Origin of the sequence: Luedemannella flava (assembly GCF_039528515.1) — a bacterium.
Taxonomy (GTDB): domain Bacteria; phylum Actinomycetota; class Actinomycetes; order Mycobacteriales; family Micromonosporaceae; genus Luedemannella; species Luedemannella flava.
Genome location: NZ_BAAALT010000101.1, coordinates 21,159 through 43,113 on the forward strand (window position 1 = coordinate 21,159; position 21,955 = coordinate 43,113).

18 protein-coding genes are annotated in these 21,955 nt (G+C 70.2%); 10 read left to right on the forward strand and 8 right to left on the reverse strand.

From position 1 onward, the window contains the following. The first annotated feature begins 3 nt into the window (after positions 1-3). Positions 4-423, forward strand: coding sequence for an SH3 domain-containing protein (locus tag ABD211_RS17770; protein WP_344132713.1), 420 nt, complete (start codon positions 4-6; stop codon positions 421-423). A 66-nt stretch (positions 424-489) separates the two neighbouring features. Here ABD211_RS17770 and ABD211_RS17775 read toward each other — a convergent pair whose 3' ends face one another. The 3 genes from ABD211_RS17775 to ABD211_RS17785 all read right to left on the reverse strand — a co-directional run bounded on the left by ABD211_RS17775 (position 490) and on the right by ABD211_RS17785 (position 5,327). After that, positions 490-1,866, reverse strand: coding sequence for a pectate lyase family protein (locus tag ABD211_RS17775; protein ID WP_344132716.1), 1,377 nt, complete (start codon positions 1,864-1,866; stop codon positions 490-492). Positions 1,867-2,088: 222 nt separating this feature from the next. After that, on the reverse strand, positions 2,089-3,819 hold the full coding sequence (locus ABD211_RS17780) for a cellulase family glycosylhydrolase (RefSeq protein ID WP_344132719.1): 1,731 nt from the start codon (positions 3,817-3,819) through the stop codon (positions 2,089-2,091). 299 nt (positions 3,820-4,118) lie between these two features. Beyond that, a complete protein-coding gene (locus ABD211_RS17785) occupies positions 4,119-5,327 on the reverse strand; it encodes a DUF349 domain-containing protein (RefSeq protein WP_344132722.1) in 1,209 nt (402 codons plus the stop codon). Positions 5,328-5,558: 231 nt separating this feature from the next. Here ABD211_RS17785 and ABD211_RS17790 point away from each other — a divergent pair, with 231 nt between their 5' ends. Together ABD211_RS17790 and miaA are read left to right on the forward strand one after the other, a co-directional pair. Continuing rightward, on the forward strand, positions 5,559-6,254 hold the full coding sequence (locus ABD211_RS17790; protein WP_344132725.1) for a class III extradiol ring-cleavage dioxygenase family protein: 696 nt from the start codon (positions 5,559-5,561) through the stop codon (positions 6,252-6,254). Further along, positions 6,146-7,174 carry a tRNA (adenosine(37)-N6)-dimethylallyltransferase MiaA gene (gene miaA, locus ABD211_RS17795; RefSeq protein WP_425560446.1) on the forward strand — a complete coding sequence of 343 codons (1,029 nt, stop codon included), beginning with the start codon at positions 6,146-6,148 and terminating at the stop codon, positions 7,172-7,174. Before ABD211_RS17790 ends, miaA begins: the two co-directional genes overlap by 109 nt. 56 nt (positions 7,175-7,230) lie before the next feature. Here miaA and ABD211_RS17800 read toward each other — a convergent pair whose 3' ends face one another. Beyond that, positions 7,231-8,142, reverse strand: coding sequence for a hypothetical protein (locus ABD211_RS17800; protein ID WP_344132731.1), 912 nt, complete (start codon positions 8,140-8,142; stop codon positions 7,231-7,233). 130 nt (positions 8,143-8,272) lie between these two features. On the opposite strand from ABD211_RS17800, the gene dapF reads away from it, so the two are divergent. Next, a complete protein-coding gene (gene dapF / locus ABD211_RS17805) occupies positions 8,273-9,115 on the forward strand; it encodes a diaminopimelate epimerase (RefSeq protein ID WP_344132806.1) in 843 nt (280 codons plus the stop codon). Positions 9,116-9,255: 140 nt separating this feature from the next. On the opposite strand, the gene ABD211_RS17810 is transcribed toward dapF, so the two are convergent. Next, entirely contained in the window at positions 9,256-10,749 is a 1,494-nt protein-coding gene (locus ABD211_RS17810) for an NAD-dependent malic enzyme (RefSeq protein ID WP_425560442.1), read from the reverse strand. A 15-nt stretch (positions 10,750-10,764) separates the two neighbouring features. Here ABD211_RS17810 and hflX point away from each other — a divergent pair, with 15 nt between their 5' ends. After that, positions 10,765-12,195: a GTPase HflX gene (gene hflX / locus ABD211_RS17815; RefSeq protein ID WP_344132734.1), complete on the forward strand. Its 1,431-nt coding sequence runs from the start codon at positions 10,765-10,767 to the stop codon at positions 12,193-12,195. Positions 12,196-12,299: 104 nt separating this feature from the next. Next, positions 12,300-13,994 (forward strand): hypothetical protein, encoded by a 1,695-nt coding sequence (locus tag ABD211_RS17820; protein ID WP_344132737.1) that lies wholly within the window; start codon positions 12,300-12,302, stop codon positions 13,992-13,994. A gap of 50 nt (positions 13,995-14,044) precedes the next feature. Here ABD211_RS17820 and lexA read toward each other — a convergent pair whose 3' ends face one another. Further along, positions 14,045-14,758, reverse strand: a complete 714-nt coding sequence (gene lexA, locus ABD211_RS17825) for a transcriptional repressor LexA (protein ID WP_425560443.1) — start codon at positions 14,756-14,758, stop codon at positions 14,045-14,047. A 315-nt stretch (positions 14,759-15,073) separates the two neighbouring features. Here lexA and ABD211_RS17830 point away from each other — a divergent pair, with 315 nt between their 5' ends. The 4 genes from ABD211_RS17830 (at position 15,074) to ABD211_RS17845 (ending at position 19,640) form a co-directional block, all read left to right on the forward strand. Beyond that, the gene (locus tag ABD211_RS17830; protein WP_344132740.1) at positions 15,074-15,376 is read left to right on the forward strand and encodes a LysM peptidoglycan-binding domain-containing protein; all 303 of its coding nucleotides are present in this window, start codon (positions 15,074-15,076) and stop codon (positions 15,374-15,376) included. A gap of 270 nt (positions 15,377-15,646) precedes the next feature. Further along, a complete protein-coding gene (gene nrdR, locus ABD211_RS17835) occupies positions 15,647-16,105 on the forward strand; it encodes a transcriptional regulator NrdR (protein WP_344132743.1) in 459 nt (152 codons plus the stop codon). A gap of 56 nt (positions 16,106-16,161) precedes the next feature. Continuing rightward, on the forward strand, positions 16,162-19,005 hold the full coding sequence (locus tag ABD211_RS17840) for a vitamin B12-dependent ribonucleotide reductase (RefSeq protein ID WP_344132745.1): 2,844 nt from the start codon (positions 16,162-16,164) through the stop codon (positions 19,003-19,005). Between the two features lie 143 nt (positions 19,006-19,148). Further along, positions 19,149-19,640, forward strand: a complete 492-nt coding sequence (locus tag ABD211_RS17845) for a hypothetical protein (RefSeq protein WP_344132748.1) — start codon at positions 19,149-19,151, stop codon at positions 19,638-19,640. A 93-nt stretch (positions 19,641-19,733) separates the two neighbouring features. On the opposite strand, the gene ABD211_RS17850 is transcribed toward ABD211_RS17845, so the two are convergent. After that, the gene (locus tag ABD211_RS17850) at positions 19,734-20,840 is read right to left on the reverse strand and encodes a hypothetical protein (protein ID WP_344132752.1); all 1,107 of its coding nucleotides are present in this window, start codon (positions 20,838-20,840) and stop codon (positions 19,734-19,736) included. 9 nt (positions 20,841-20,849) lie between these two features. After that, positions 20,850-21,953, reverse strand: coding sequence for a hypothetical protein (locus ABD211_RS17855; protein WP_344132755.1), 1,104 nt, complete (start codon positions 21,951-21,953; stop codon positions 20,850-20,852). Positions 21,954-21,955: the final 2 nt, after the last annotated feature.

Below are 21,955 nucleotides of genomic sequence, written 5' to 3' on the forward strand. Positions count from 1 at the left end.
ACCGTGAAGTTGCTCAAGCGCGCGATGGTCGCGCTCGCCCTCGGCGCCGCCATGTCGACGCTGGTGGTGACGCCCGCCCAGGCCGCGGGCACCAAGGTGTCGAGCGTCGTGAAGTACTGCCGCCTGTTCCCGCACGACGGGTACGGCAACCCGGTCTCGTACAGCGACTACTACGCGATGTGCGCGCAGGTGTACACCACGACCAACCTGACCGTCCGCAAGGGTCCGAGCACGGCGTACGCGTCGGCCGGCTCGCTGACGGCCGGTCGCGTGTACGAGTTCGACTGCTGGACGTACGGCCAGACCGTCGACGGGAACAACGTCTGGCTGAACCTGTACGCCGCGTCGGGCGGCCCGTACTACGTGTCGGACCGGTACGTGTACACGGGCCCGAACGTCAAGACGATTCTCTGGCAGTGCTGATCGCCCGGTGACGGACGGGGGACGGGGCCCGGCGGCGCGACGCCGCCGGGCCCCGTCCGTGCCGCGTCAGAGGCTGATCCTGCCCGCGCCGGCGCCCGACTGCACGATGGACTTCACCGAACTGGCGGCGTCCAGGCTGTAGGGGTACGGGATCGACGCGACCGAACCGCCGGTCTGGCCCGAACCCGAGCCGGTCAGGTAGTTGTTGCGGGCCACCAGCGAGCCGGCCGACGACGAACCCTCACCCAGGTGGTACGGGTCGTCGACGCCCTCGAAGTAGTTGCCCTCGACGAGCACGCCCGCGCCCTCGGTGGAGGCCACGCCGTAGCTGCCGATGTTGTAGTAGTAGTTGTTGTAGACGTGCACCGGGTTGCCGAAGCGCACCCGCGGGTGGCGCTGGTTGGTGCCGTTGAAGTAGTTGTGGTGGTAGGTCACCCGCAGGTGCCCCTGGTCCTCACTGGCGTTGTCGTCGCTGTGCCCGAGCAGCATCGCCTTGTCGTGGCTGAACAGCAGGTTCCACGACACCGTGATGTAGTCCGACGCCCGCTTGATGTCGATGGCGCCGTCGTACCCGTTGGACAGCGTGTTGTGGTCGATCCACACGCGGGTCGAGTACTGCACGTTGATCGCGTCGTCGTTCCAGTTGCGGAACGTGTTGTTGCGGATGATGACGTTGCTCGCGTTGGAGACGTTCAGGCCGCAACCGACGATCGCCGACCCGCTGTTGCCGATGATGGTCTTGTTCGACCCGACGGTGATCATGCCGGAGCAGGAGATCGTGCCGGAGACCCGCACGATCCGGGCCGTCGTGCCGGATACGGCGCTGGACAGTGCGGACGAGCTGGTCACGGTGGTGACGGCGGCGCTGCCGCCGCCGGTGGTGCCGCCGCCCTGGGTGGCCCAGCCGACGAGGCCGGTCGTGTTGGTGCTGCCGGTGGTGACCGGCGCGCCGGTGGTGGGTGCCGCGCTGGTCGGCGGCCGGGTGGTCGAGCCGCCCGTGGTGGTGCCGCCCGTCGTCGGGTTGGTGGTCGAGCCGGTGCAGGCGACGCCGTTCATGGCGAAGTTCGTCGGCACCGGGTTGCTCGAGTTGTTCCACGAGCCGTTGAAGCCGAACGAGGCGCTCGCGTTGGTCGCGAGCGAGCCGTTGTAGCCGACGTTCGTGGCCGTGACGTTCGACCCGCTCTGGGTCACGTTGGCGTTCCACGCCTGGGTGACCGTCTGGCCGGCGCCGAAGCTCCAGGTGAGCGTCCAGCTCGTCACCGGGTCGCCGATGTTGGTGAGCGTGACGTTGCCGCCGAAGCCGCCGGGCCACTGGCTGGCCACGGAGTACGTGACGCGGCAGCCGGTGGCGGCCTGGGCCTGCGTCGCGGTGAGGATGGTGCCGGCGAGGACCACGGCCGAGCTGGCCGCGAGCAGCGCGAAGCGCCGCCGTCTGGTGAGCATGGTGGATTCCGCCTTCACAGTGGACGGTGATTGGTTGGTTCAGCTACGCGCCGTCCTGGGGGGACGTCGGCGCGGCGCCCATGGCTGCCCGGGGCCACGGGCCTGAGGGCTCCCACCGGCCCATCGTATGGTAAGCGCTTTCCCCCAGCAACCATCGATGCACATAACACTTTTCGCCGGTCGTCCTGCGGAAATGATGATGGGGGGGGCCCGCCCCCCCNGTCACGGGCTGGTGCAGGTGAGCGCCGGGGTGGACGCCGTGCCGCTGGAGAGGAACCCGAAGCTCGCCGTGCCACCGGCCGCGAGCGAGCCGTTCCAGCTCAGGTTCTTCGCCGTGATGGTGGAGCCGCTGGTGGTGAGCGTGGCGTTCCATGCCTGGGTGATGCCGCTGATGGTGCCGGTCACCGTCCAGCCGTTGATCGCGGCGCTGCCGGCCTTGACCGTGACCTCGCCCTGCCAGCCGCCCTGCCACGAGCTGGTGATCTTCACCGTGGCCGAGCAGGCGCCCGTGGGACCGCCGGTGGTGGCGACCGCGCTGGTCGGGGGTCGGGTCGTGACGACCGAGCTGGTCGGGGGCCGGCTGGTGACGACCGAACTGGTCGGCGGCCGGCTGGTGACGACCGAGCTGGTCGGCACGCGGCTGGTCACGACGGCGCTGGTCGGGCCAGGGCCCGTCGGGCCGACCGTCGAGCCGCCGGGCACCGGCGCGATCAGGTACGGCTGCAGGATGGCCTGCTTCTCCGTGTTGATGCTGATCCAGTCGTCGAGCGCGATGCCGCCCGTGTCACCCGAGTTCGGGTTCCACGACCAGTACGTGAACGACATGCCGTCGGCGCCCGTACCCGTGTACTTCATGAGCTCGATGAGCCACGTCTTGTCGACGGCGGCCTGCATCGTCGTGCCGAACTCACCCATCATGATCGGGGCGATGTTCTGCTTGTAGAGGTAGCCCCAGTACTTGTCCCAGATCGCCGGCATGTTCGCCGGGAAGGTCGGGTCGTCGAACCACTTCTGGTGGTACACCGACGTCGCGTACTCGTGGGGGGAGTAGACGAGGCGGTTGGCCACGTTCAGCCGCACCGGGAACTCGCCGGCCTTGGACAGGTTGCCGCCCCACCAGCCGCAGTCCTCGTCGTTGCTGGTGTCGTTGTCCCAGACGTTCGACAGGCCACCGCTCGGGCAGCTCACACCCTCGACGAAGATCAGCCAGTTCGGGTTCACCCCGAGGATCGCGTTGCCGGCCCGCTCGGCCGCCAGGCGCCAGTCGCGGGTGGTGTCGCCGCAGCCCCAGCACGCGCCGGTCGCGGCCGGGTTGGTGCCGTCGGCGTGCGGCTCGTTGTGCAGGTCGGCGCCGATGACCGTGGTGTTGCCCGCGTAGCGCGCGGCCAGCCACTTCCAGTCGTTGATCCAGGTCGCCTCGGAGACCGTGGAGGTGTACCAGAGGGCGCTCTGGCCGGCCGACGTCGGGCGGTGGCGGTCCAGGATCGCCCGCATGCCCTTCTGACCCAGGTAGTCGATGACCTTGTCCAGGATCTGCATCGACGTGAGCCCGACCAGGTCCGGGTTGGAGGCCGTGTTGACGCTGGTGGCGGTCACGCCCTCCTTGGCGGAGTCGTTGGAGAACGGGATCCGCAGCGTGTTGTAGCCGAGCGACGCCATCTTGTCGATCTGCTGCTTCCACGTGGCGGAGGCCCACAGACCGTGGAAGGTCTTGTTGTCGGTCTCCATGCCGAACCAGTTGATACCGGTGATACGCACCGTGGCACCGGTGCTGTCAACGATCTTGTTACCGCTGGTGCGCAGGTAGCCGACGCCGGTGCCGGCAGCGGCCGCCGTGGCCGGGCCGGCCGCGACGGTCATGGCGATCAGCGTGCCGGCGGCGACCGCCGTGAGCGCGCTAGCCCCGGCGATCCACCGTTTGCGGCGGCTGCCGGCCCTGAGGTTTATGGCCATGGGGAGGAACCCTTCAGCATGGTTGCGTGGACGGGCCCGGACCGGTGCCCAGGGACAGGGGGCACGTGGGGGCTCGACGCAATCCTTTTGCTGGCCAGCTTCGGGCGTCAACGCGCAACATCACCGATGTCCCGGGTGTAACGCGGGACATAACGCATTGACCTGCACGGCCTCAGCCGTGCAGGTCAATGCGGTAAGTGAAATTTACCTGTCGAACGACCGGTCGAACGGAGGAACGTCCGCAGGTCAGGCTGTTGATCGGAGCTTCCGGCCCGCGCAGAAAAGCGCTGCTCGGCCCGTCAGCCGCTGTGCTCGGCCAGCTTGAGGAACTGCCGCTTCTGGTCCAGGGCGGCCTGGGCCTCGCGGATGCGCTTGGCGTCGCCGGCGGTCTGGGCGCGGGCGAGGCGCTGCTCCGCCTCGGCCACCTGCTCACGCATCTGCGCCAGCAGCGGGCTGGACTCGGGCGTGGTGCGCCGCCACGCCGACTCCATCGCGGCGCGGACCTTGTCGTCCACGGCGCGCAGCCGGCGGTCGAGGCTGGCGGCCGCCTCGCGCGGCACCCGGCCGGTGTCGTGCCAGTGGCCCTGGATCTCGCGCAGCGCGGCCTGCGCGGCGCGCGGGTCGGCGTCCACATCGATGGCCTCGGCCTGCGAGAGCAGCTCCTGCCGCTTCTCCAGCGCGGCCTTCTGCTCGTTGTCGCGGGCGGAGAACACCTCGCTGCGGTGGGTGAAGAACGCGTCCTGCGCGGCGCGGAACCGCTCCCACAGGCGCTGCTCAACCTCCTTGCTGGCGCGCGGCGCGGCCTTCCATTCGGACATGAGCTCCTTGAGCCGGTTGGCGGTGGCCGCCCACTCGGTCGAGGTGGCCAGCGACTCGGCCTCGGTGACCAGGTGTTCCTTCTGCCCGGTGGCCTGCTTACGCTGGGAGTCGAGGTTGGCGAAGTGGGCGCCCCGGCGGCGGGTGAACCCGTCCCGCGCGGCGGCGTAGCGCTTCCACAGCTCGCCGTCGGCCTTCTTGTCGACGCCCTTGATGAGCTTCCACTCGTCGAGGATCTGGCGCAGCCGGTCGCCCGAGGACTTCCACTGGGTCGACTCGTTGGCGATCTTCTCCGCCTCCTCGACCAGCGCCGTCTTCGCGGCGAGGGCCTCGACGCGGGCGGCGTCGCGCGCGGCGCGCGCCTCGTTGGCCTTCTCCTCGGCGACGCCCGTGAGCTTGTCGAGCCGGGCGCCGAGCCCGTCGATGTCGCCGACGACGTGCGCCTCGTCGAGCGAGCCGCGCAGCCGGCGCAGCGAGCTCAGCGAGTGGCCCGCGTCGGCCGCGCCGCTGGCGAGCCGGGCCTCGATGAGATCGACTTCTGTGACGAGGTCGGCGAAGCGACGCGCGAAGTGCGCCAGGCCCTCCTCGGGCGTGCCCGCCTGCCATGACCCGACGGCCCGCTCGCCCGCGGACGTCTTGACGTACACGGTGCCGTCCTCGTCGACCCGACCGAAGGCCGTCCAGTCGCTCATGTGCCCATCCTTGTATCCCCGGCGCGTCGGGCCGGGCGGCCCGACTATCGCCGCCAGTGCGCAGTCACCACGCGGTGCGCGCGGCATGACGACATCAACATGTCCTCCCAGGCATTGTCACAGGGGATTGGGGGGACACGTCGAGCGGCCACTGTACTCCTGCGACCGAACCGTGACCTTCTGTGCCGATGGGAGCGCTCCCAGGCTACCGCGCCCCGTTACGGTTGGCCCGTGCCACTGGTCGCCGTCGCCGTTTGCCCCCATCCGCCCCTGCTCGTTCCGGAGGTCGCCGGCGGCGCCGCGCCGGAACTCGACGCGCTCCGCGCCGCGTGCGCCACAGCCGTCGCGACCTTGGCCGATGCGGCCCTCGACCGCCTCGTCATCCTCGGTTCGGCCGACCGCACCGCCGCCTGGGACGACACCTTCGCCACGTCGTTCGCGCCCTGGGGGGTGCCGTTGTCGGTGCGGCCCGGCGCCCCGGGCCTCCCGTTGAGTCTGACAGTCGGCACGTGGCTGGTGGACCGATACTTTCATCCGGCCAGCCCGGTCCCCGTCGAGCGGCACAGCGTGGCGGCCGACCTGTCGCCTTCGCGTTGCCGTTCACTCGCCGACGCGCTGCGCGCGTCGGACCGGTGGGGGCTGCTGGTGATGGGCGACGGCTCAGCCTGTCGCGGCGAAAAATCCCCGGGGTACGCCGACCCGCGCGCCGAACCGTTCGACTCCGCGGTCGCGACGGCGCTCGCCGCCGCGGACAGTTCGGCGTTGCTGGCGTTGGACCCGGTTGTCGCTGCTGAACTCCGGGTGGCGGGGCGGGCGCCCTGGCAGGTGCTCGCGTCGGCCGCTTCCGGATCCTGGCGAGGGTCCCTGCTCGCCGACGAAGTGCCCTACGGCGTGGCGTACTTCGTCGCCACCTGGCGGCCGGCGTGACCGGCCCGGTTCCCGTGGTGGCCGTCGTCGGTCCGACCGCGACCGGCAAGACGGCGCTGAGCCTGGACCTCGCCGAGGCGCTCGGCGGGGAGGTGGTCAACGCCGACTCCATGCAGCTCTACGAGGGCATGGACATCGGTACGGCCAAGCTGCGCGTCGGCGAGCGACGGGGGATCGCCCACCACGTCTTCGACATCTGGCAGGTCACCGAGCCGGCCAGCGTCGCCGAGTACCAGGCCCGGGCGCGCGCCGCGATCACCGACATCGCCGCGCGGGGCAGGGTGCCCCTCCTGGTCGGCGGCTCCGGCCTGTACATCCGCGCCGTCCTCGACGACTTCTCCTTCCCCGGCACCGACCCCGACCTGCGCGCCACCCTGGAAGCGGAACTGGCCGAGGTGGGCCCGGGCCCGCTGCACGCCCGCCTCGCGTCCCTCGACGCCGCGGCGGCGGCCAGGATCCTCCCCTCCAACGGCCGCCGGATCGTCCGTGCGCTGGAGGTCATCGAGCTCACCGGCGCCCCCTTCACCGCCGAACTCCCCGGCGAGCGTCCCTACCACCCCGCGCTGCAACTGGGCGTCGACCGCGACCCCGCCGACCTGGACACCCGGGTGAACCGTCGCGTGGAGCTCATGTGGGAGGAGGGACTCGTCGCCGAGGTGGAACACCTGATCGTCCGCGGCCTCCGCGAGGGCCGCACGGCGAGTCGCGCGCTGGGTTACCAGCAGGTCATAGCCTTCCTCGACGGTCAATGCGACGAGCAGACGGCGGCGGCGGACACCTCCCGAGCCACCCGCCGCTTCGTCCGCCGCCAACGCTCCTGGTTCCGCCGCGACCCCCGCATAACGTGGCTGAACGCGGCTTCCCCCGACGTTGTAACCACCGCAATGGTTGCCGTCGAGGAGTGGCGCCGGAGCTTTTAGTGGATCTTCGGGGTTTTCTGCTGGCCTGACGACAGGAGATCCCGAAGATCTACTGGTCAGCCGGGCCAACCCGCGGCCCTCAGGGCGTCGCGGAGCTGGGTGACCACGATCTCGGGGCGGTCGCGGACGAGCCAGGCGGGAAAGCGCAGCACCCGGTCGCCACGGATCCACGTGGCGTTCTGTCGGGCCATGTCGTCCCAGGCCTGCCACGGATCGTGATGTTGAGCGCCGTCGACTTCCAGGTGGACACCGTATTCGGGGTAGTAGGCGTCGAGGTAGCGCGTTCGGCCGTCTGCATCACGGCGACGATATTGGAGCTCCGGTTCCGGGAGACCGGCGCGACGGATGGCGCGGAGTAGGTCGAGCTCGCCCAGGGAGGTCGCGCCGTAAGCGGCGTCACGGACGGTTGTGGCGATGAGCCGGTGGCGGTTGACGTTGGGTGCGCGGGCGAGCGCGTCGAGGACATCGTCATGGCGGACCAGTTGCTGCTGGTAGGTCGCGGCGATGATGGCGCGCGCCTCACGGTTGGTGCGGGCCCAGGCTGCCGCTTCGACCAGTGACCGGGGTGCCCGGATGCGGGGTGGTCGCCCGGTCGGGTGAAGGTCGCGACTCGTCAGGGTCGTCGTCTGGTGGACGATCACGCCGGCGGGTGGGTTGCGGTGGTCGCGTGTGCGGGGCAGAAGCACCCAGATGGCGGGCGCTTCGAAGGTGCGCAGTCCGTGCGCCACCAGCGCCGTCAGCCCGGCGATCGGCGCCGGCTCGCCACCACCGGCGGCCAACGAGGCGACCCACAGCCGTTGCTGGTCGGTCGGGTCACCGTTGTGCGTGATCAACACGCCCCGGTGCGGGCGCTGCCAGCGGCGTGCCCGCAGGTGGGCGCGGATCGCACCGTAGGTGAGGAAGCGCAGCGCCTGTCGCACGCTCAACGCGCCGTCCTGCTGCGCGATCAACTCGTCGAGGTCGGACATCTGGTGAGTCTCGTGGTGCGCGCGGCGTCGCGATAAGACCTGTGGATAACTGCCCGCCGGTTGGGTGTGATCTTGAGAGTGCGTCATGATGGGCGGGATGGATGCGATGGTGAGTGAGCCGGACCGGGCCGTGAGCTTTGCCAAGGGGCACGGGACCGGGAACGACTTCGTGGTGCTGCCCGACCCCGACGGGGCCTTGGCGCTCACGCCCGAGTTCGTGGCGGCCGTGTGTGACCGGCGGTTCGGGGTCGGTGGGGACGGGGTGCTGCGGGTCGTCCGGACGGCGGCGCATCCGGAGGTGGCGCACCGGGCCGCCGAGGCGGAGTGGTTCATGGACTACTGGAACTCGGACGGGTCGCTCGCCGCGATGTGCGGCAACGGCGTACGGGTGTACTCGCGGTACCTGGTCGAGTCCGGCCTCGCGGAGGGCCCCACGGTCACGGTGCTCACCCGGGCCGGCGTCGTGGTCGCCGAGGTGGGCGCCGAGGTGGCCGTGTCGATGCCGCTGCCCTCCGTCGGCGGCCGGGGCACCGCCGACGTCGGCGGCGTGATCTTCACCGGCACGGCGGCCACCTGCGGAAACCCCAATCTGGTCTGCCCGGTCGCCGACCTCGACACGCTCAGCCTGGACGCCGTGCCGCGCCTGGACACCATGCAGTTCCCGGAGTCGGCGAACGTCGAGTTCGTGGTGCTCGCCAAGGACGACGTCCCCGGCGCGGACCTGCACGTGGCCATGCGGGTGATCGAGCGCGGGTCGGGGGAGACGCTGTCGTGCGGGTCGGGCGCGTGCGCCGTGGCCGCCGTCGCGCTGGCCGGCGGGCTGGGCACGGATCCGCTGACCGAGGGGACCGTCGCGATCGACGTGCCGGGCGGGCGCGTCACCGTGTCGGTGTCACCCGATCGGTGCGTGCTGAGCGGGCCGGCCGTCCTCGTGGCCACCGGCGAGATCGACCTGGCCAGCCTGCGCGCCTAGCCCGCGATGGCGCCCGGACCTTGGCGCGAATGGCGCTCCGACCTTGGCCCGAATGGCGCCCCGACCTTGGCGCGACGGCGCCGCGGACCTGGCGCGACGGCGCCGCGGATCTGGCGCGACGGCGCCCGCACCCGGGCGGCTCAGGCCTGCTCGGGCGGCTCCCAGTCGGTGCTGTGCGAGCTCGGGCGGGCCACGTCGCGGGCCGCCGCCCGGACGGCGGCGGCGACCGCCGGGGCGACGCGGGCGTCGAAGACACTGGGCACGATCACGCTGGCGTTGATCTTCTCCTCGCCGACGACGTCGGCGATCGCCTTGGCGGCCGCGAGGGCCATGTCGGCGGTGAACCCGCGGGCGCCCGCGTCCAGCATCCCCCGGAACACGCCCGGGAAGGCGAGCACGTTGTTGATCTGGTTGGGCTGGTCGGAGCGGCCGGTCGCGACGATCGCGGCGTGCTCGCGCGCCTCCCGGGGGTCCACCTCCGGGTCGGGGTTGGCCAGGGCGAACACGATCGCGTCCTTGGCCATGCCGGCGATGTCCGCCCCGGTGAGCAGGTTGGGCGCGCTCACCCCGATGAAGACGTCCGCGCCCCGGATGGCGCCCGACAGGTCGCCCGCGTAGTTCCCGGCGTTGGTGTGTTCCACCAGCCACTGCCAGGACGGGTTGAGCCCGGTGAGCCCCCGGTGCAGCGCGCCCACGCGGTCGTACGCGATGACGTCGCCCACGCCCTGGCGCAGCAGCAGCTTCATGATCGCCGTGCCGGCCGCTCCGGCACCGCTCACCACTACCCGTACATCCGCGATGTTCTTGCCCACGACCCGCAGCGCGTTCGTGAGGGCGGCCAGCACGCAGATCGCGGTGCCGTGCTGGTCGTCGTGGAAGACCGGGATGTCGAGCAGACCGCGCAGCCGCTCCTCGATCTCGAAGCAGCGCGGGGCGGCGATGTCCTCCAGGTTGATGCCGCCGTAGGCGGGGGCGATGGCCTGCACGATCCGCACGATCTCGTCGGTGTCCTGCGTGTCGAGCACGACCGGCCACGCGTCGACGCCGCCGAAGCGCTTGAACAGCGCGGCCTTGCCCTCCATGACGGGCAGCGCGGCGGCCGGGCCGATATTTCCCAGGCCGAGTACGGCGCTGCCGTCGGTCACCACGGCGACGGTGTTGCGCTTGATCGTGAGCCGGCGGGCGTCCTCGGGGTTCTCGGCGATGGCCAGGCAGACCCGGGCGACCCCGGGGGTGTACGCGCGGGACAGCTCGTCACGGGTGCGCAGCGCGATCTTGGGGGTCACCTCGATCTTGCCGCCGAGGTGGAGCAGGAACGTCCGGTCGCTGACCTTGCGCACCTCGACCCCGGGCAGCTCGTGCAGCGCAGCGCTGACCTGCGCCGCGTGGGCCGCGTCGGCGGTGTCGCAGGTGAGGTCGGCGATGATGCGGGTGTGGTCGGAGTCGACCACGTCGAGGGCGGTGACGATCGCGCCGGCGCTGCCCACGCAGGTGGTGAGCCGGCCGATAGCCGACGCGTCGGCGGTTACGGCGACACGGACAGTGATCGAGAACCCGGCGCTGGGCAGTCGGTTGGCCACGCACGCATTGTGCCGCGCCGGGCATAACTGGGGTGCACCGACGCCCCTCACCATGGCACGATCGATGGGATGGCTAAGAAAGAAGTCGTACCGGAGTTCGAGTTCGACGACGCTCCGGCAACCACGGGTGAGTATGAGCTCGAGGAGCGGCACGCGCTGCGTCGCGTCGCCGGCCTGTCCACCGAGCTCGTCGACGTCACCGAGGTCGAATACCGGCAGCTGCGCCTCGAGCGCGTGGTGCTGGTCGGCGTGTGGACCGAGGGCACCGTCACCGACGCGGAGAACTCGCTGACCGAGCTCGCCGCGCTGGCCGAGACGGCCGGCTCGCAGGTGCTCGAAGGGCTGATCCAGCGGCGCGGCCGCCCCGACCCGTCCACCTACATCGGCCGGGGCAAGGTCGACGAGCTGCGCTCCGTCGTGCTCTCCTCCGGCGCGGACACCGTGATCTGCGACGGCGAGCTGTCGCCGAGCCAGCTGCGTACCCTGGAAAATCAGGTCAAAGTGAAGGTCATCGACCGGACCGCCCTGATCCTGGACATCTTCGCCCAGCACGCGAAGTCCAAGGAGGGCAAGGCCCAGGTCGAGCTGGCCCAGCTGCAGTATTTCCTCCCGCGTCTGCGCGGTTGGGGTGAGGCGCTGTCCCGGCAGGCCGGTGGTTCCGGCCGCGGTGGCGGCGCGGGCGGCGGCGTGGGCACCCGTGGCCCCGGTGAGACCAAGATCGAGACTGACCGGCGCCGGATCCGCACCCGGATCTCGAAGCTCAAGCGCGAGATCGCCGCGATGCGCACGATCCGCGACACCAAGCGCGCCGGCCGCCGCCGCAACGCGGTGCCGGCCGTGGCCATCGCCGGCTACACCAACGCGGGCAAGTCGAGCATCCTCAACCGGCTCACCGGCGCGGGCGTCCTCGTGGAGGACGCGCTGTTCGCCACGCTGGACCCCACCGTCCGCCAGGCCCGCACCGCCGACGGGCGCATCTACACGCTCTCGGACACCGTGGGTTTCGTCCGGCACCTGCCGCACCAGATCGTCGAGGCGTTCCGCTCGACGCTGGAGGAGGTCGGCGACGCCGACCTGGTGGTGCACGTGGTGGACGGCTCGCACCCCGACCCGGAGGAGCAGGTCCGGGCGGTCCACGAGGTGCTGGGCGAGGTGGGCACCGAGCGGATCAACGAGCTGTTGGTGATCAACAAGGTCGACGCCGCCGACGAGGAGACCCTGCTGCGCCTCAAGCGCACCTGGCCCGACGCGGTCTTCGTGTCGGCGCACAGCGGGGTGGGCCTGACCGAGCTGCGCGCCGCCGTCGAGGCCCGGCTGCCCCGTCCGGCCATCGAGGTCGAGGCCGTGGTGCCGTACGACCGGGGTGACCTGGTCGCCCGGCTGCACCAGCGCGGCGAGGTGCTGAGCGCGGAGCACACCGCGGACGGCACGGCCGTCCGGGTGCGGGTGGATGAAGGGCTCGCGGCCGAGTTGGCACCCTTTGTGGCGACCTCCGTGTGAACCGCCACCTGCGGATCCTTACGATTCGTAAGATTTCTCTCACGTCCGGCCGCCGGACCGGATCCGAGGCGGCGGCGCGGGCGTCCCTCTGCCAAACTGGTGCGATGCGACGTGTCTTGTCCCCCCACCACGTGGCCTCCGTCATAGTCCTCGCCGCCGGTCTGGCGCTCGGTCCGGTCACGGCTGCCGCCGCTGCCGCGCCGACCCCCGACCCGTCCGCAAGCTCGGACACGGGCGGTGCGGACGCCCTGATCATCGGAGAGCCCGTCGCGGGCAAGAAGGTCTGCACCATCAGCGGCACCGGCCTCAAGGCCATCACCGGCCTGGTGGCCATCGAGTCCGGCTTCGCCGCGATCACGGACGGCTTCCGGAGCAACCTGGGCCTCGCCTTCCTCGACGAGAAGTGCAAGGTGACCGACACGTTCACCAACAGTGCCGGTCGGCGCAGCCCGCAGGACCTGGCGCTGGGCAAGGACGGCAAGACGATCTGGGTGGCGGACTTCGGCGACGCCAAGAACCGGCCGTCCATCGCGGTGTGGAAGGTGCCCGCCAACCACACCAGCGCCGCCACGATCTACCGGATGACGTTCCCGGACGACCCCCACCCGGCCCAGGCCCTCCTGCTGGACGGCGACGACACGCCGATCGTGCTCACCAACGACGGCGGCGCCACGGAGCTGTACAAGCCGACGAAGAAGCTCGTCGGCAACGACACCACGGGCGTGCCGATGGAGAAGGTCGGCGAGTTCAAGCCGGCAAAGACGGACACCGAGAACGACATGTCGGTGCTCGCCAACCAGGTCACCGGCGCGGCCCGGTCGCCCGACGGCTCCAAGGTCGTCATTCGCACCTACGCGGACGCGTACGAGTTCGACGTGGCCGACGGCGACGTGGTCAAGGCGGTCACCACGGGCAAGCCGCGGATCACCCGCCTGCCCAACGAGACCTCCGGCGAGTCGATCACCTACAGCGCCGACGGCGCCCTGTTCTACACGACCTCCAAGCTCGAGGCCGACGCGAGCGACTCGCCCAAGATCCTTTCGTACAAGCCGCACGTGCCGCCGGCCCCGGAGCCGAGCGGCGACGGGGGTGGCGGCGGCCTGCAGTCGCCGGGCGCGGAGCTGAGCTGGTTCGACAGGCTCGGCCCGTCCGACCTCACGCGCATCGCCGCGGCCGTCGGCGCCGTCGGCCTCGCGCTGGCCATCGCGGGCATCGTCGGCATCCGCCGCGCCCGCCGCCGTCGGCGCGAGGAGGAGGAAGACGAGTACGACGACTACGACGACGGCTACGACGAGGCGCCCGCGCCCCGCCGCGGCGGCGGGGAGTACGGTGCGCCGCCGCAGCCGCGCGACGCCCGCTACGCCGGCGACGGGTACGACGACTTCGACCCGTACGCGGCGCCGGCCGGGATGGCGGCCGCCGGCCAGCGCGGCGGCACCTACGGCGGCGCCGCCGGCTACGACCAGGGCTATGAACAGGGTTATGCCCAGCAGGGTTACGACCAGGGTTATGCCCAGCAGGGTTACGACCAGGGTTATGCCCAGCAGGGTTACGACCAGGGCTACGCCCAGCAGGGTTACGACCAGGGCTATGCGCAGCAGGGCTACGACCAGAGCGGCTACGGCGCCCAGCAGGGCTACGAACAGGGTTACGGCCAGCAGGGCTACGACCAGTACGGCCAGCAGGGTTACGAACAGGGCTATGCCCAGCAGGGCTACGACCAGGGCCAGTACGGTCAACAGCAGCAGTACGGCGAGTACGACGGCTACGACCAGCAGTACGACCCACGTCGCCGCTGACCAGGCGACATGGAAAGGGCGCCCGATCGGGCGCCCTTCCATGTCCGTGACTAAATGCGGCGCAGCACGGCGACGACCTTGCCGAGGATGGCGGCCTCGTCGCCGAGGATCGGGTCGAACGCCGGGTTCTGCGGCATGAGCCAGACGTGGCCGTCGCGGCGGCGGAACGTCTTCACCGTCGCCTCGCCGTCGAGCATGGCGGCCACGATGTCGCCGCCGTCCGCGGTCTGCTGCTGACGCACGACCACCCAGTCGCCGTCGCAGATCGCGGCGTCGAGCATCGAGTCGCCCTTGACCTGGAGCAGGAAGAGCGTGCCCTCGCCGACGAGCTCCCGGGGGAGCGGAAAGACATCCTCAATGGACTGCTCGGCGAGGATCGGACCGCCGGCGGCGATGCGACCGACCAGCGGCACGTAGGCCGGGCGGGGCCGGTTGCGCGCGTCGTCCTCGATCACCTGGACGGGCGTGCGCACGTCGACGGCGCGCGGCCGGTTGGGGTCCTTGCGCAGGTAGCCCTTCTTCTCCAGCACGCCGAGCTGGTAGGCGACGCTCGAGGGGGACACGAGCCCGACCGCTTCGCCGATCTCGCGCACCGTGGGCGGGTAGCCCCGCTGGCTCACGATGTCGCGCATGTACTCCAGGATGCGCCGCTGGCGGTCGGTGAGGTCGGGCGCGAAGCTCTCCGGGTACGGAGTGGAAACCGCCTCCACCGCGCGGGCGGCGGCGCCCCGCCTCGGCTGCGACTCCCGGTCTTCGGTTGACACGTCCGTCCTCCCTCGATTGGCGCCGGGGTCGTCGCCGACCGTCGGCCGTGGCCGGTGGCCACCGTCGTCGTTGTCGCACGTTGTTGTTGATGGCGCGGCGTCTGGATGTGCCGCGCCGCACCGCAATCGTGCTGGACTCTGACCGTAACGCCGATGTGCCCGATTTTCAAACAGCTGTTCGACCGGCGTGTCGTCGGCGTGGCGTCGAACATGTGTGCCGCGTACCTCGACTCGATCTTGCACAGGTGATACAACATCGTACGGAAGTTCGATCGAACCTCTGTACGGTAGATCCACCCTGGCGAGGGAGTTCCCATGGGACACGCCGGAGGGCTGCGGCTGACGCGGCGGGGGCGAGCGGTCGTCCTGAGTCTGTTGATCGCGGCGACGACGACGCTGGGCGCGGTGGTCGTGTCGACCACGGGCGAGGCGGCGGCACCCGTGTCGGACGCGCCGGTCGCGGTCGTGCGACCCGGCGACACGTTGTGGCGCATCGCGGCCCGGGAGCTGCCCGGTCGCGACCCCTGGGCCGCCGTCGCGGCGATCCGCGAGCTGAACGGCATCGACGATTACACGGTGCAGCCGGGACAGGAGTTGCGGCTACCCGTTATGCGGTAGTTCAAGGGGTATGTTCTCCGAGACCGGCGACACACCCGTCCCACTTGGCGGTTCGGCTTGCCGTCGGGTGGCCGGAAGGCGTACGGTCAACCCCTAGATGTAGTAGTTACATCGGTGTCAGTTACCCACAGGTTGTGGATTACCGACGCACAATCGCTACCCAGAGGTTATGGGTGGCTACGTAGTGAACTCATTCGCACTACCGGTGTTGTCGCGGGTGCACGCGACCGCATCGGTGGGTCGTCGTGCGCGAAAGTGGGGTGCTTTGTCATGCGTTGTCCGTACTGCCGCCACCCTGACTCCCGCGTCGTCGATTCCCGCGAGGCCGACGACGGCGCGCTGATCCGCCGCCGCCGTTCGTGCCCGGAGTGCGGCCGACGGTTCACCACGGTCGAGGAGGCCGTGCTCGCTGTGGTCAAGCGCAGCGGGGTCACCGAACCGTTCAGCCGGGCGAAGATCATGTCCGGTGTTCGCAAGGCCTGCCAGGGGCGTCCGGTCGACGAGGACTCGATCGCGCTGCTGGCCCAGCGGGTGGAGGAGACGATCCGTGCCCGGGGTGCCGCCGAGGTGCCCAGTCACGAGGTCGGCCTGGCCATCCTCGGTCCGCTGCGGGAGCTCGACGAAGTGGCGTACCTGCGCTTCGCGAGCGTCTACCGCGCGTTCGAGTCGCTCGACGACTTCGAGCGAGAGATCAAATCGTTGCGTGCGGAGCCCGGCTCCGCCGGGTAGCTAGAAGTCGAAAACAGGCGGCGGTGCCGCCAGGAACTATGTGGGGGCAGGGGTAGATGACACGCGCCGTGGGGGCGGAAAAGGGCCGTGGACGCACGCCGGCAGGGCTGCGGATCGACCGGGTGTGGACGACGGAGGGCGTGCACCCCTATGACGAGGTCACGTGGGAGCGCCGTGACGTCGTTATGACCAACTGGCGGGACGGCTCGATCAACTTTGAGCAGCGGGGCGTCGAGTTCCCCGAGTTCTGGAGCGTCAACGCCGCCAACATCGTGACCACCAAGTACTTCCGGGGGGCGGTGGGCACCCCCGAGCGGGAGTGGAGCCTGCGCCAGCTCATCGACCGGGTCGTCGGCACCTACCGCCGCGCCGGCGAGGAGCACGGCTACTTCGCGAGCGACGCCGACGCCGAGCTGTTCGAGCACGAGCTGACCTGGATGCTGCTGCACCAGGTGTTCAGCTTCAACTCGCCGGTCTGGTTCAACGTGGGCACCTCGTCCAAGCAGCAGGTGAGCGCCTGCTTCATCCTCTCGGTCGACGACTCGATGGACTCGATCCTCGACTGGTACAAGGAGGAGGGCCTCATCTTCCAGGGCGGGTCCGGCGCCGGGGTCAACCTGAGCCGCATCCGCGCATCCCGGGAGCTGCTCTCGTCCGGCGGCACCGCGTCCGGCCCGGTGAGCTTCATGCGCGGCGCCGACGCGAGCGCCGGCACCATCAAGTCCGGCGGCGCCACCCGGCGCGCCGCGAAGATGGTCATCCTCGACGTCGACCACCCGGACATCGTCGAGTTCATCGCCACGAAGGCCAAGGAGGAGAACAAGATCCGCGCGCTGCGCGACGCGGGCTTCGACATGGACCTCGGCGGCGACGACATCGTCTCCGTGCAGTACCAGAACGCCAACAACTCCGTACGCGTCAACGGCGAGTTCATGCGCGCCGTCGAGAGCGGCGGCACGTTCGAGCTGCTCGGCCGCCTCGACGGCCGGGTCATCGAGACCGTCGACGCGAGGAGCCTGTTCCGCGACCTGGCCCAGGCCGCGTGGGAGTGCGCCGACCCCGGCATCCAGTACGACGACACGATCAACGACTGGCACACCAACCCGGAGACCGGCCGCATCACCGCGTCGAACCCGTGCTCCGAGTACATGTCGCTGGACAACTCCTCGTGCAACCTCGCGTCGCTGAACCTCATGAAGTTCCGCACCGATGACGGCGGCTTCGAGGTGGAGAAGTTCGTCAAGGCGGTGGAGCTGATCATCACGGCGATGGACATCTCCATCTGCTTCGCCGACTTCCCGACCGAGAAGATCGGCGAGGGCACCCGCGCCTACCGCCAGCTCGGCATCGGCTACGCCAACCTGGGCGCCCTGCTCATGGCCAGCGGCATGCCGTACGACTCGGAGCCGGGCCGCAACCTCGCCGCCGCGATCACCTCGCTCATGACCGGCGCGGCGTACCGTCGCTCGGCCGAGCTGGCCGCGGTCGTCGGTACGTACGACGGCTACGCCCGCAACGCCGACGCGCACAAGCGCGTCATGCGCAAGCACGCGGCCGCGAGCGACGACCTCAAGCCGACCTCGCCGGTGGCCACCGCGATCGCCAAGGAGGCGACCGCCCAGTGGCAGCGCGGCAACAAGCTGGGCGAGAAGAGCGGCTGGCGCAACGCGCAGGCCAGCCTCCTCGCGCCGACCGGCACCATCGGCCTGATGATGGACTGCGACACCACCGGCATCGAGCCCGACCTGGCGCTCGTGAAGTTCAAGAAGCTGGTCGGCGGCGGCTCCATGCAGATCGTCAACCGCACCGTCCCGCAGGCGCTGCGCCACCTCGGCTACCCCGAGGAGCAGGTCGAGGCGATCGTCGAGTTCATCGCCGAGCACGGCCACGTCGTCGACGCCCCGGGCCTCAAGACCGAGCACTACGCGGTGTTCGACTGCGCCATGGGCGAGCGGGCGATCGCGCCGATGGGCCACGTGCGGATGATGGCGGCCACCCAGCCGTTCCTCTCCGGCGCCATCTCCAAGACCGTGAACATGCCGGAGTCGGCCACGGTCGAGGACGTCGAGAAGATCTACTTCGAGGGCTGGAAGCTCGGCCTCAAGGCGCTGGCCATCTACCGCGACAACTGCAAGGTCGGCCAGCCGCTGTCGAACGCGAAGCCCGGCAAGAAGGCCGACGAGGTCGCCGCCGCCGAGCCCGAGAAGATCATCGAGTACCGGCCGGTGCGCAAGCGGCTGCCGAAGAAGCGCCCCAGCCAGACCATGTCGTTCTCGGTCGCCGGCGCGGAGGGTTACCTCACCGCGTCGTCCTACCCGGACGACGGCCTCGGCGAGGTCTTCCTCAAGATGTCCAAGCAGGGCTCGACCCTGGCCGGCGTGATGGACGCCTTCTCGGTCGCCATCTCCATCGGCCTGCAGTACGGCGTGCCCCTGGAGACGTACGTCGCCAAGTTCGTCAACATGCGCTTCGAGCCGGCCGGCATGACCGACGACCCGGACCTGCGCATGGCGACCTCGGTGATGGACTACATCTTCCGCCGCCTCGCCCTGGACTACCTCCCGGTCGAGCGCCGCGCCGAGCTGGGCATCTTCACCTCCGCCGAGCGCGCCGCCCAGGCCCGCGCCGAGGCGAACGGGGAGGACTTCGACCTCGTCGAGTACGCCGCGGGCGTCTCCATCGAGTCCGGCCGGGCCAAGGCGGACAAGGCGGACGAGAAGCCGGCCGCCGAGGTGGCCGTCCGCCCGACCCGCGCGGCGGGCAGCTCCACCGAGCTGTTGGAGTTGGTGCAGGGCAAGGCGGCCGACGCCCCGCTCTGCTTCACCTGCGGCACCAAGATGCGCCCCGCCGGCAGCTGCTACGTCTGCGAGGGCTGCGGCTCCACCAGCGGCTGCAGCTGAACCGGCGGCCCAACTACGACGACCGCCCGATCCTGTAGGGGTCGGGCGGTCGTCGTGGCAGGACATTGTGTCGCCTGCATGTCAGGGCCTCGGTCTCTTACCAGGACGGCGAATGATCGCGGGGCACGCACTAGCCTCGGGTCGTGGATGAGGGACTTCTACGCCGGCTGCGGGTCGAGCTAGCTAGGGCGCTGCTCGACGACGCTGACCCCCACAATGCGGTGATGCTGGCCTGCGACCTGCTGGTGGCAGGTGTCGACGGTGACGCCGTGGTGGCGCTCGCGGCAGAGTCGGCTCGGGCACTTACGCCGCATGACGCGGGTAGGCGCCTTGCGGCGGTCGCCGCCGAACTCGGGCTCTGCGAGCCGGACCTGCCGACCGCGGTGGAACTGGTCGCGGCTGACACCTGTGAACGGATCCTTGACCGGACCATCCCCGCCGAGGTTGGAGCTCACCGCCTCTACGTGGTGGGGCACGCGGGCAGCCCGCTCAACGACCTGCTTCCGGCGGTCAGCGCGATGGCCGGGCGTCTCGAGGACGAGCTCGGCGGGCGAGCCGACCATGACCTGCGAACCGGACTCGCCGCGCTTGCCCGGACCGTGCTCAACCGCCTCGCAGCCGCATGTCCGGATTGAGGCTCCGCTTCCCGCAGGCCGGAGCGAGCGTCAACTAACAAGATCTGGCGTACGCGGTTGAACACGTTCACCTGTACGCCGGCACCTGATGCGTTACCCGTCGAAGCGGGACCAGCGGAAACCGTGTTCGAGTAACGGTGTCAGGGTCGCCCGGTGGAGCGCAGCGAAGCTCACGAAAGCCTCGTTCTCGTCGCCGCCGACCTGCGTGAGTAAGCCCGGGGTCACGAAGAACCGCTCGGCCGTGTAGGTCGGCAGGAACGGGCTCAGGGGGATGGGAAGCAGCATGCTCAACAGCGCGTCAAGGCGTGCCGTCGGCGTGCAGTAGCTCCATGCGTGATACGGGGCGGCATTCATGGCTTCGTTGAGGGTGAACTGCAGGAGGAAGCGACTGAGCGGCTCCGCTTCGAGGATCGTCTCCGGCACCACAGCGCGGGGGTCGTCGGTGAGCCAGACGCGGGGGTCGGCTTCACCCGACTTCCTCGGCGGCCACGGGATGGACCAGTCCATCCCGCCCTCGTTCCACACGGCAGAGATCAGCCGATCGCCGAGTGGTCCCGAAGCGCGCCTGGGCTCTTTCAGTATCGGGTCGACAAACCTCAGGATTGCCGGGCGGAGTCGAGCCAGGCGGTGGTAGGCGGCCAGTGCGTCCGGCAGGTTGTCCAGCTCACCCACCGTGCACGCTTCCTGGGTCAATTTGTCCTCCTCGGCCGGGAACCAGCCGAGGACGAACGACTCCAGGGCCTGCATCGGATCCGATTCCACGAGGCCGACCCACTCCACCCCCGGCACCGGCCCGGGTGCCGGGACCGGTCGGACCGCGTCCAGCATCTCGCGCGTCAGCGGCTGATCGAGTTCCAGTTCGGCGTGGTTGAAATCAGCAGAGTAGGACGTTGTTGCCCGGCATAGGGCGGTGCCCAAGGGAAGGCAGCCCTGGTTCAGGTAGGCGAAGACGTGGATGGGCAGGGGACCCCGGAATATGAACCGTGAATGAAGGTCCGGAATCCTGTCCCCGCGCAGGAGCACCTTGGTGGAGTCCTGGACGCCGCTGACCCCGGGGTTATCCCCGGACCCGACGATGACCACGGTTGCGTCCGGCCCCGCCCCGATCAGCGCTGGGCCCATCTCGTAGCGGTGGAGTCCGGCTCCGGCAACGGACAGCGCCTCGGCCTCCGTGATCAGAGGCGGGAGCGTTCGCGACATGCGGCGACCCTATCCACCCAGTAGGCCGCGTTCCCGCAGCTGGGTGAGCCGGTCTGGCGGCAGGCAGTCGGCCAGGTTTCGCTCGAGGTCGACCAGCTCGAGGTCCACCGCGTACACCACGAAGTCGTTGGTGACCGGCAGCGTGTCGGACCAGTCGCGGAGGTTGAGCTGCGCCGCCACCGCGCACAACATCCGCCGGCCGACCTCGGATCCGGCGGCGGCATCACGGTCGCCGGCGTCGAGCAGGGCGAGTTCCTGTCGTACCAGCCGCACCAGTCCCGCGTGGTCGAACTCGACGTCTGTACTCGCATCGAAGTCCGCCGGCGACCATGCGGCCTGGGCGTCGATCGCCGCCAGGGCGGCGCGCTCGTCCTCCGTGGCTGCGTAGACCTCGATGGACAGCGCGTCGGACCGGTAGTAGCACAACGCGACGCAGGCGACGGGGCCATCGACCACCAGGCGCGCCACGGCATCCGGGATCAGCGTGACCAAGGAGTCCTCGATGGTGCGGCACGCCGCCTCGAGGTCGAAGCCGGCCGGCGGCCGCTCATAGCGCACCCTGGACCCACGGCCTATGACCTCGACGATACTGACCAGCCCGCGGTCGTCGTGCTCGGCCGTCAGGACCGAACGCGCCACGCCGTCGTGCTCGATCTCGACCCGGCTGATCCTGCCATCGGTGTACGCGTACGTTTCCCGCCCCGAACCGTGGCGCGCGACCATGGCGGCCGAACGCATCAACCCCTCCGCGAAGCGGTACTCGTGCAGATAGATGGGCTGGTCCGGATCGAAGTGCGCGGCCTCGACCACGTCGCCGTCGTGGCGGACGAACGTCTCGTAGTACAGACGACCGTGAAGGAAGCCGCTGTACTCCTCCGTCACCACCGCGCGGCCGTCCGCGTCGAAGCCGATGCGCAGTACGTCTGGATCGACCGGCGGTCGGGCGTCCAGCCGGCGGCCGGCCCTGAGCAGGTCCCGTTCGAAATGCAACGGACGAAGATCAAGACCCGGCCAGGTGTACCAGTCCCAGCGCGCGACGAGCGCGGTCGCCGCACTCCTCCGCGCGTCGCGCTCGGAATCGAGCCGGGCGAACCGTTCCGCAAGATCCGACATCT

Coding starts and splice junctions, on each gene's coding strand:
- ABD211_RS17775 (WP_344132716.1), bottom strand. CDS start 1,866: ATGCTCACCAGACGGCGGCGCTTCGCGCTGCTCGCGGCCAGCTCGGCC.
- ABD211_RS17780 (WP_344132719.1), bottom strand. CDS start 3,819: ATGGCCATAAACCTCAGGGCCGGCAGCCGCCGCAAACGGTGGATCGCC.
- ABD211_RS17785 (WP_344132722.1), bottom strand. CDS start 5,327: ATGAGCGACTGGACGGCCTTCGGTCGGGTCGACGAGGACGGCACCGTG.
- ABD211_RS17800 (WP_344132731.1), bottom strand. CDS start 8,142: ATGTCCGACCTCGACGAGTTGATCGCGCAGCAGGACGGCGCGTTGAGC.
- ABD211_RS17810 (WP_425560442.1), bottom strand. CDS start 10,749: ATGGTGAGGGGCGTCGGTGCACCCCAGTTATGCCCGGCGCGGCACAAT.
- hflX (WP_344132734.1), top strand. CDS start 10,765: ATGGCTAAGAAAGAAGTCGTACCGGAGTTCGAGTTCGACGACGCTCCG.
- ABD211_RS17820 (WP_344132737.1), top strand. CDS start 12,300: ATGCGACGTGTCTTGTCCCCCCACCACGTGGCCTCCGTCATAGTCCTC.
- ABD211_RS17830 (WP_344132740.1), top strand. CDS start 15,074: ATGGGACACGCCGGAGGGCTGCGGCTGACGCGGCGGGGGCGAGCGGTC.
- nrdR (WP_344132743.1), top strand. CDS start 15,647: ATGCGTTGTCCGTACTGCCGCCACCCTGACTCCCGCGTCGTCGATTCC.
- ABD211_RS17840 (WP_344132745.1), top strand. CDS start 16,162: ATGACACGCGCCGTGGGGGCGGAAAAGGGCCGTGGACGCACGCCGGCA.
- ABD211_RS17850 (WP_344132752.1), bottom strand. CDS start 20,840: ATGTCGCGAACGCTCCCGCCTCTGATCACGGAGGCCGAGGCGCTGTCC.
- ABD211_RS17855 (WP_344132755.1), bottom strand. CDS start 21,953: ATGTCGGATCTTGCGGAACGGTTCGCCCGGCTCGATTCCGAGCGCGAC.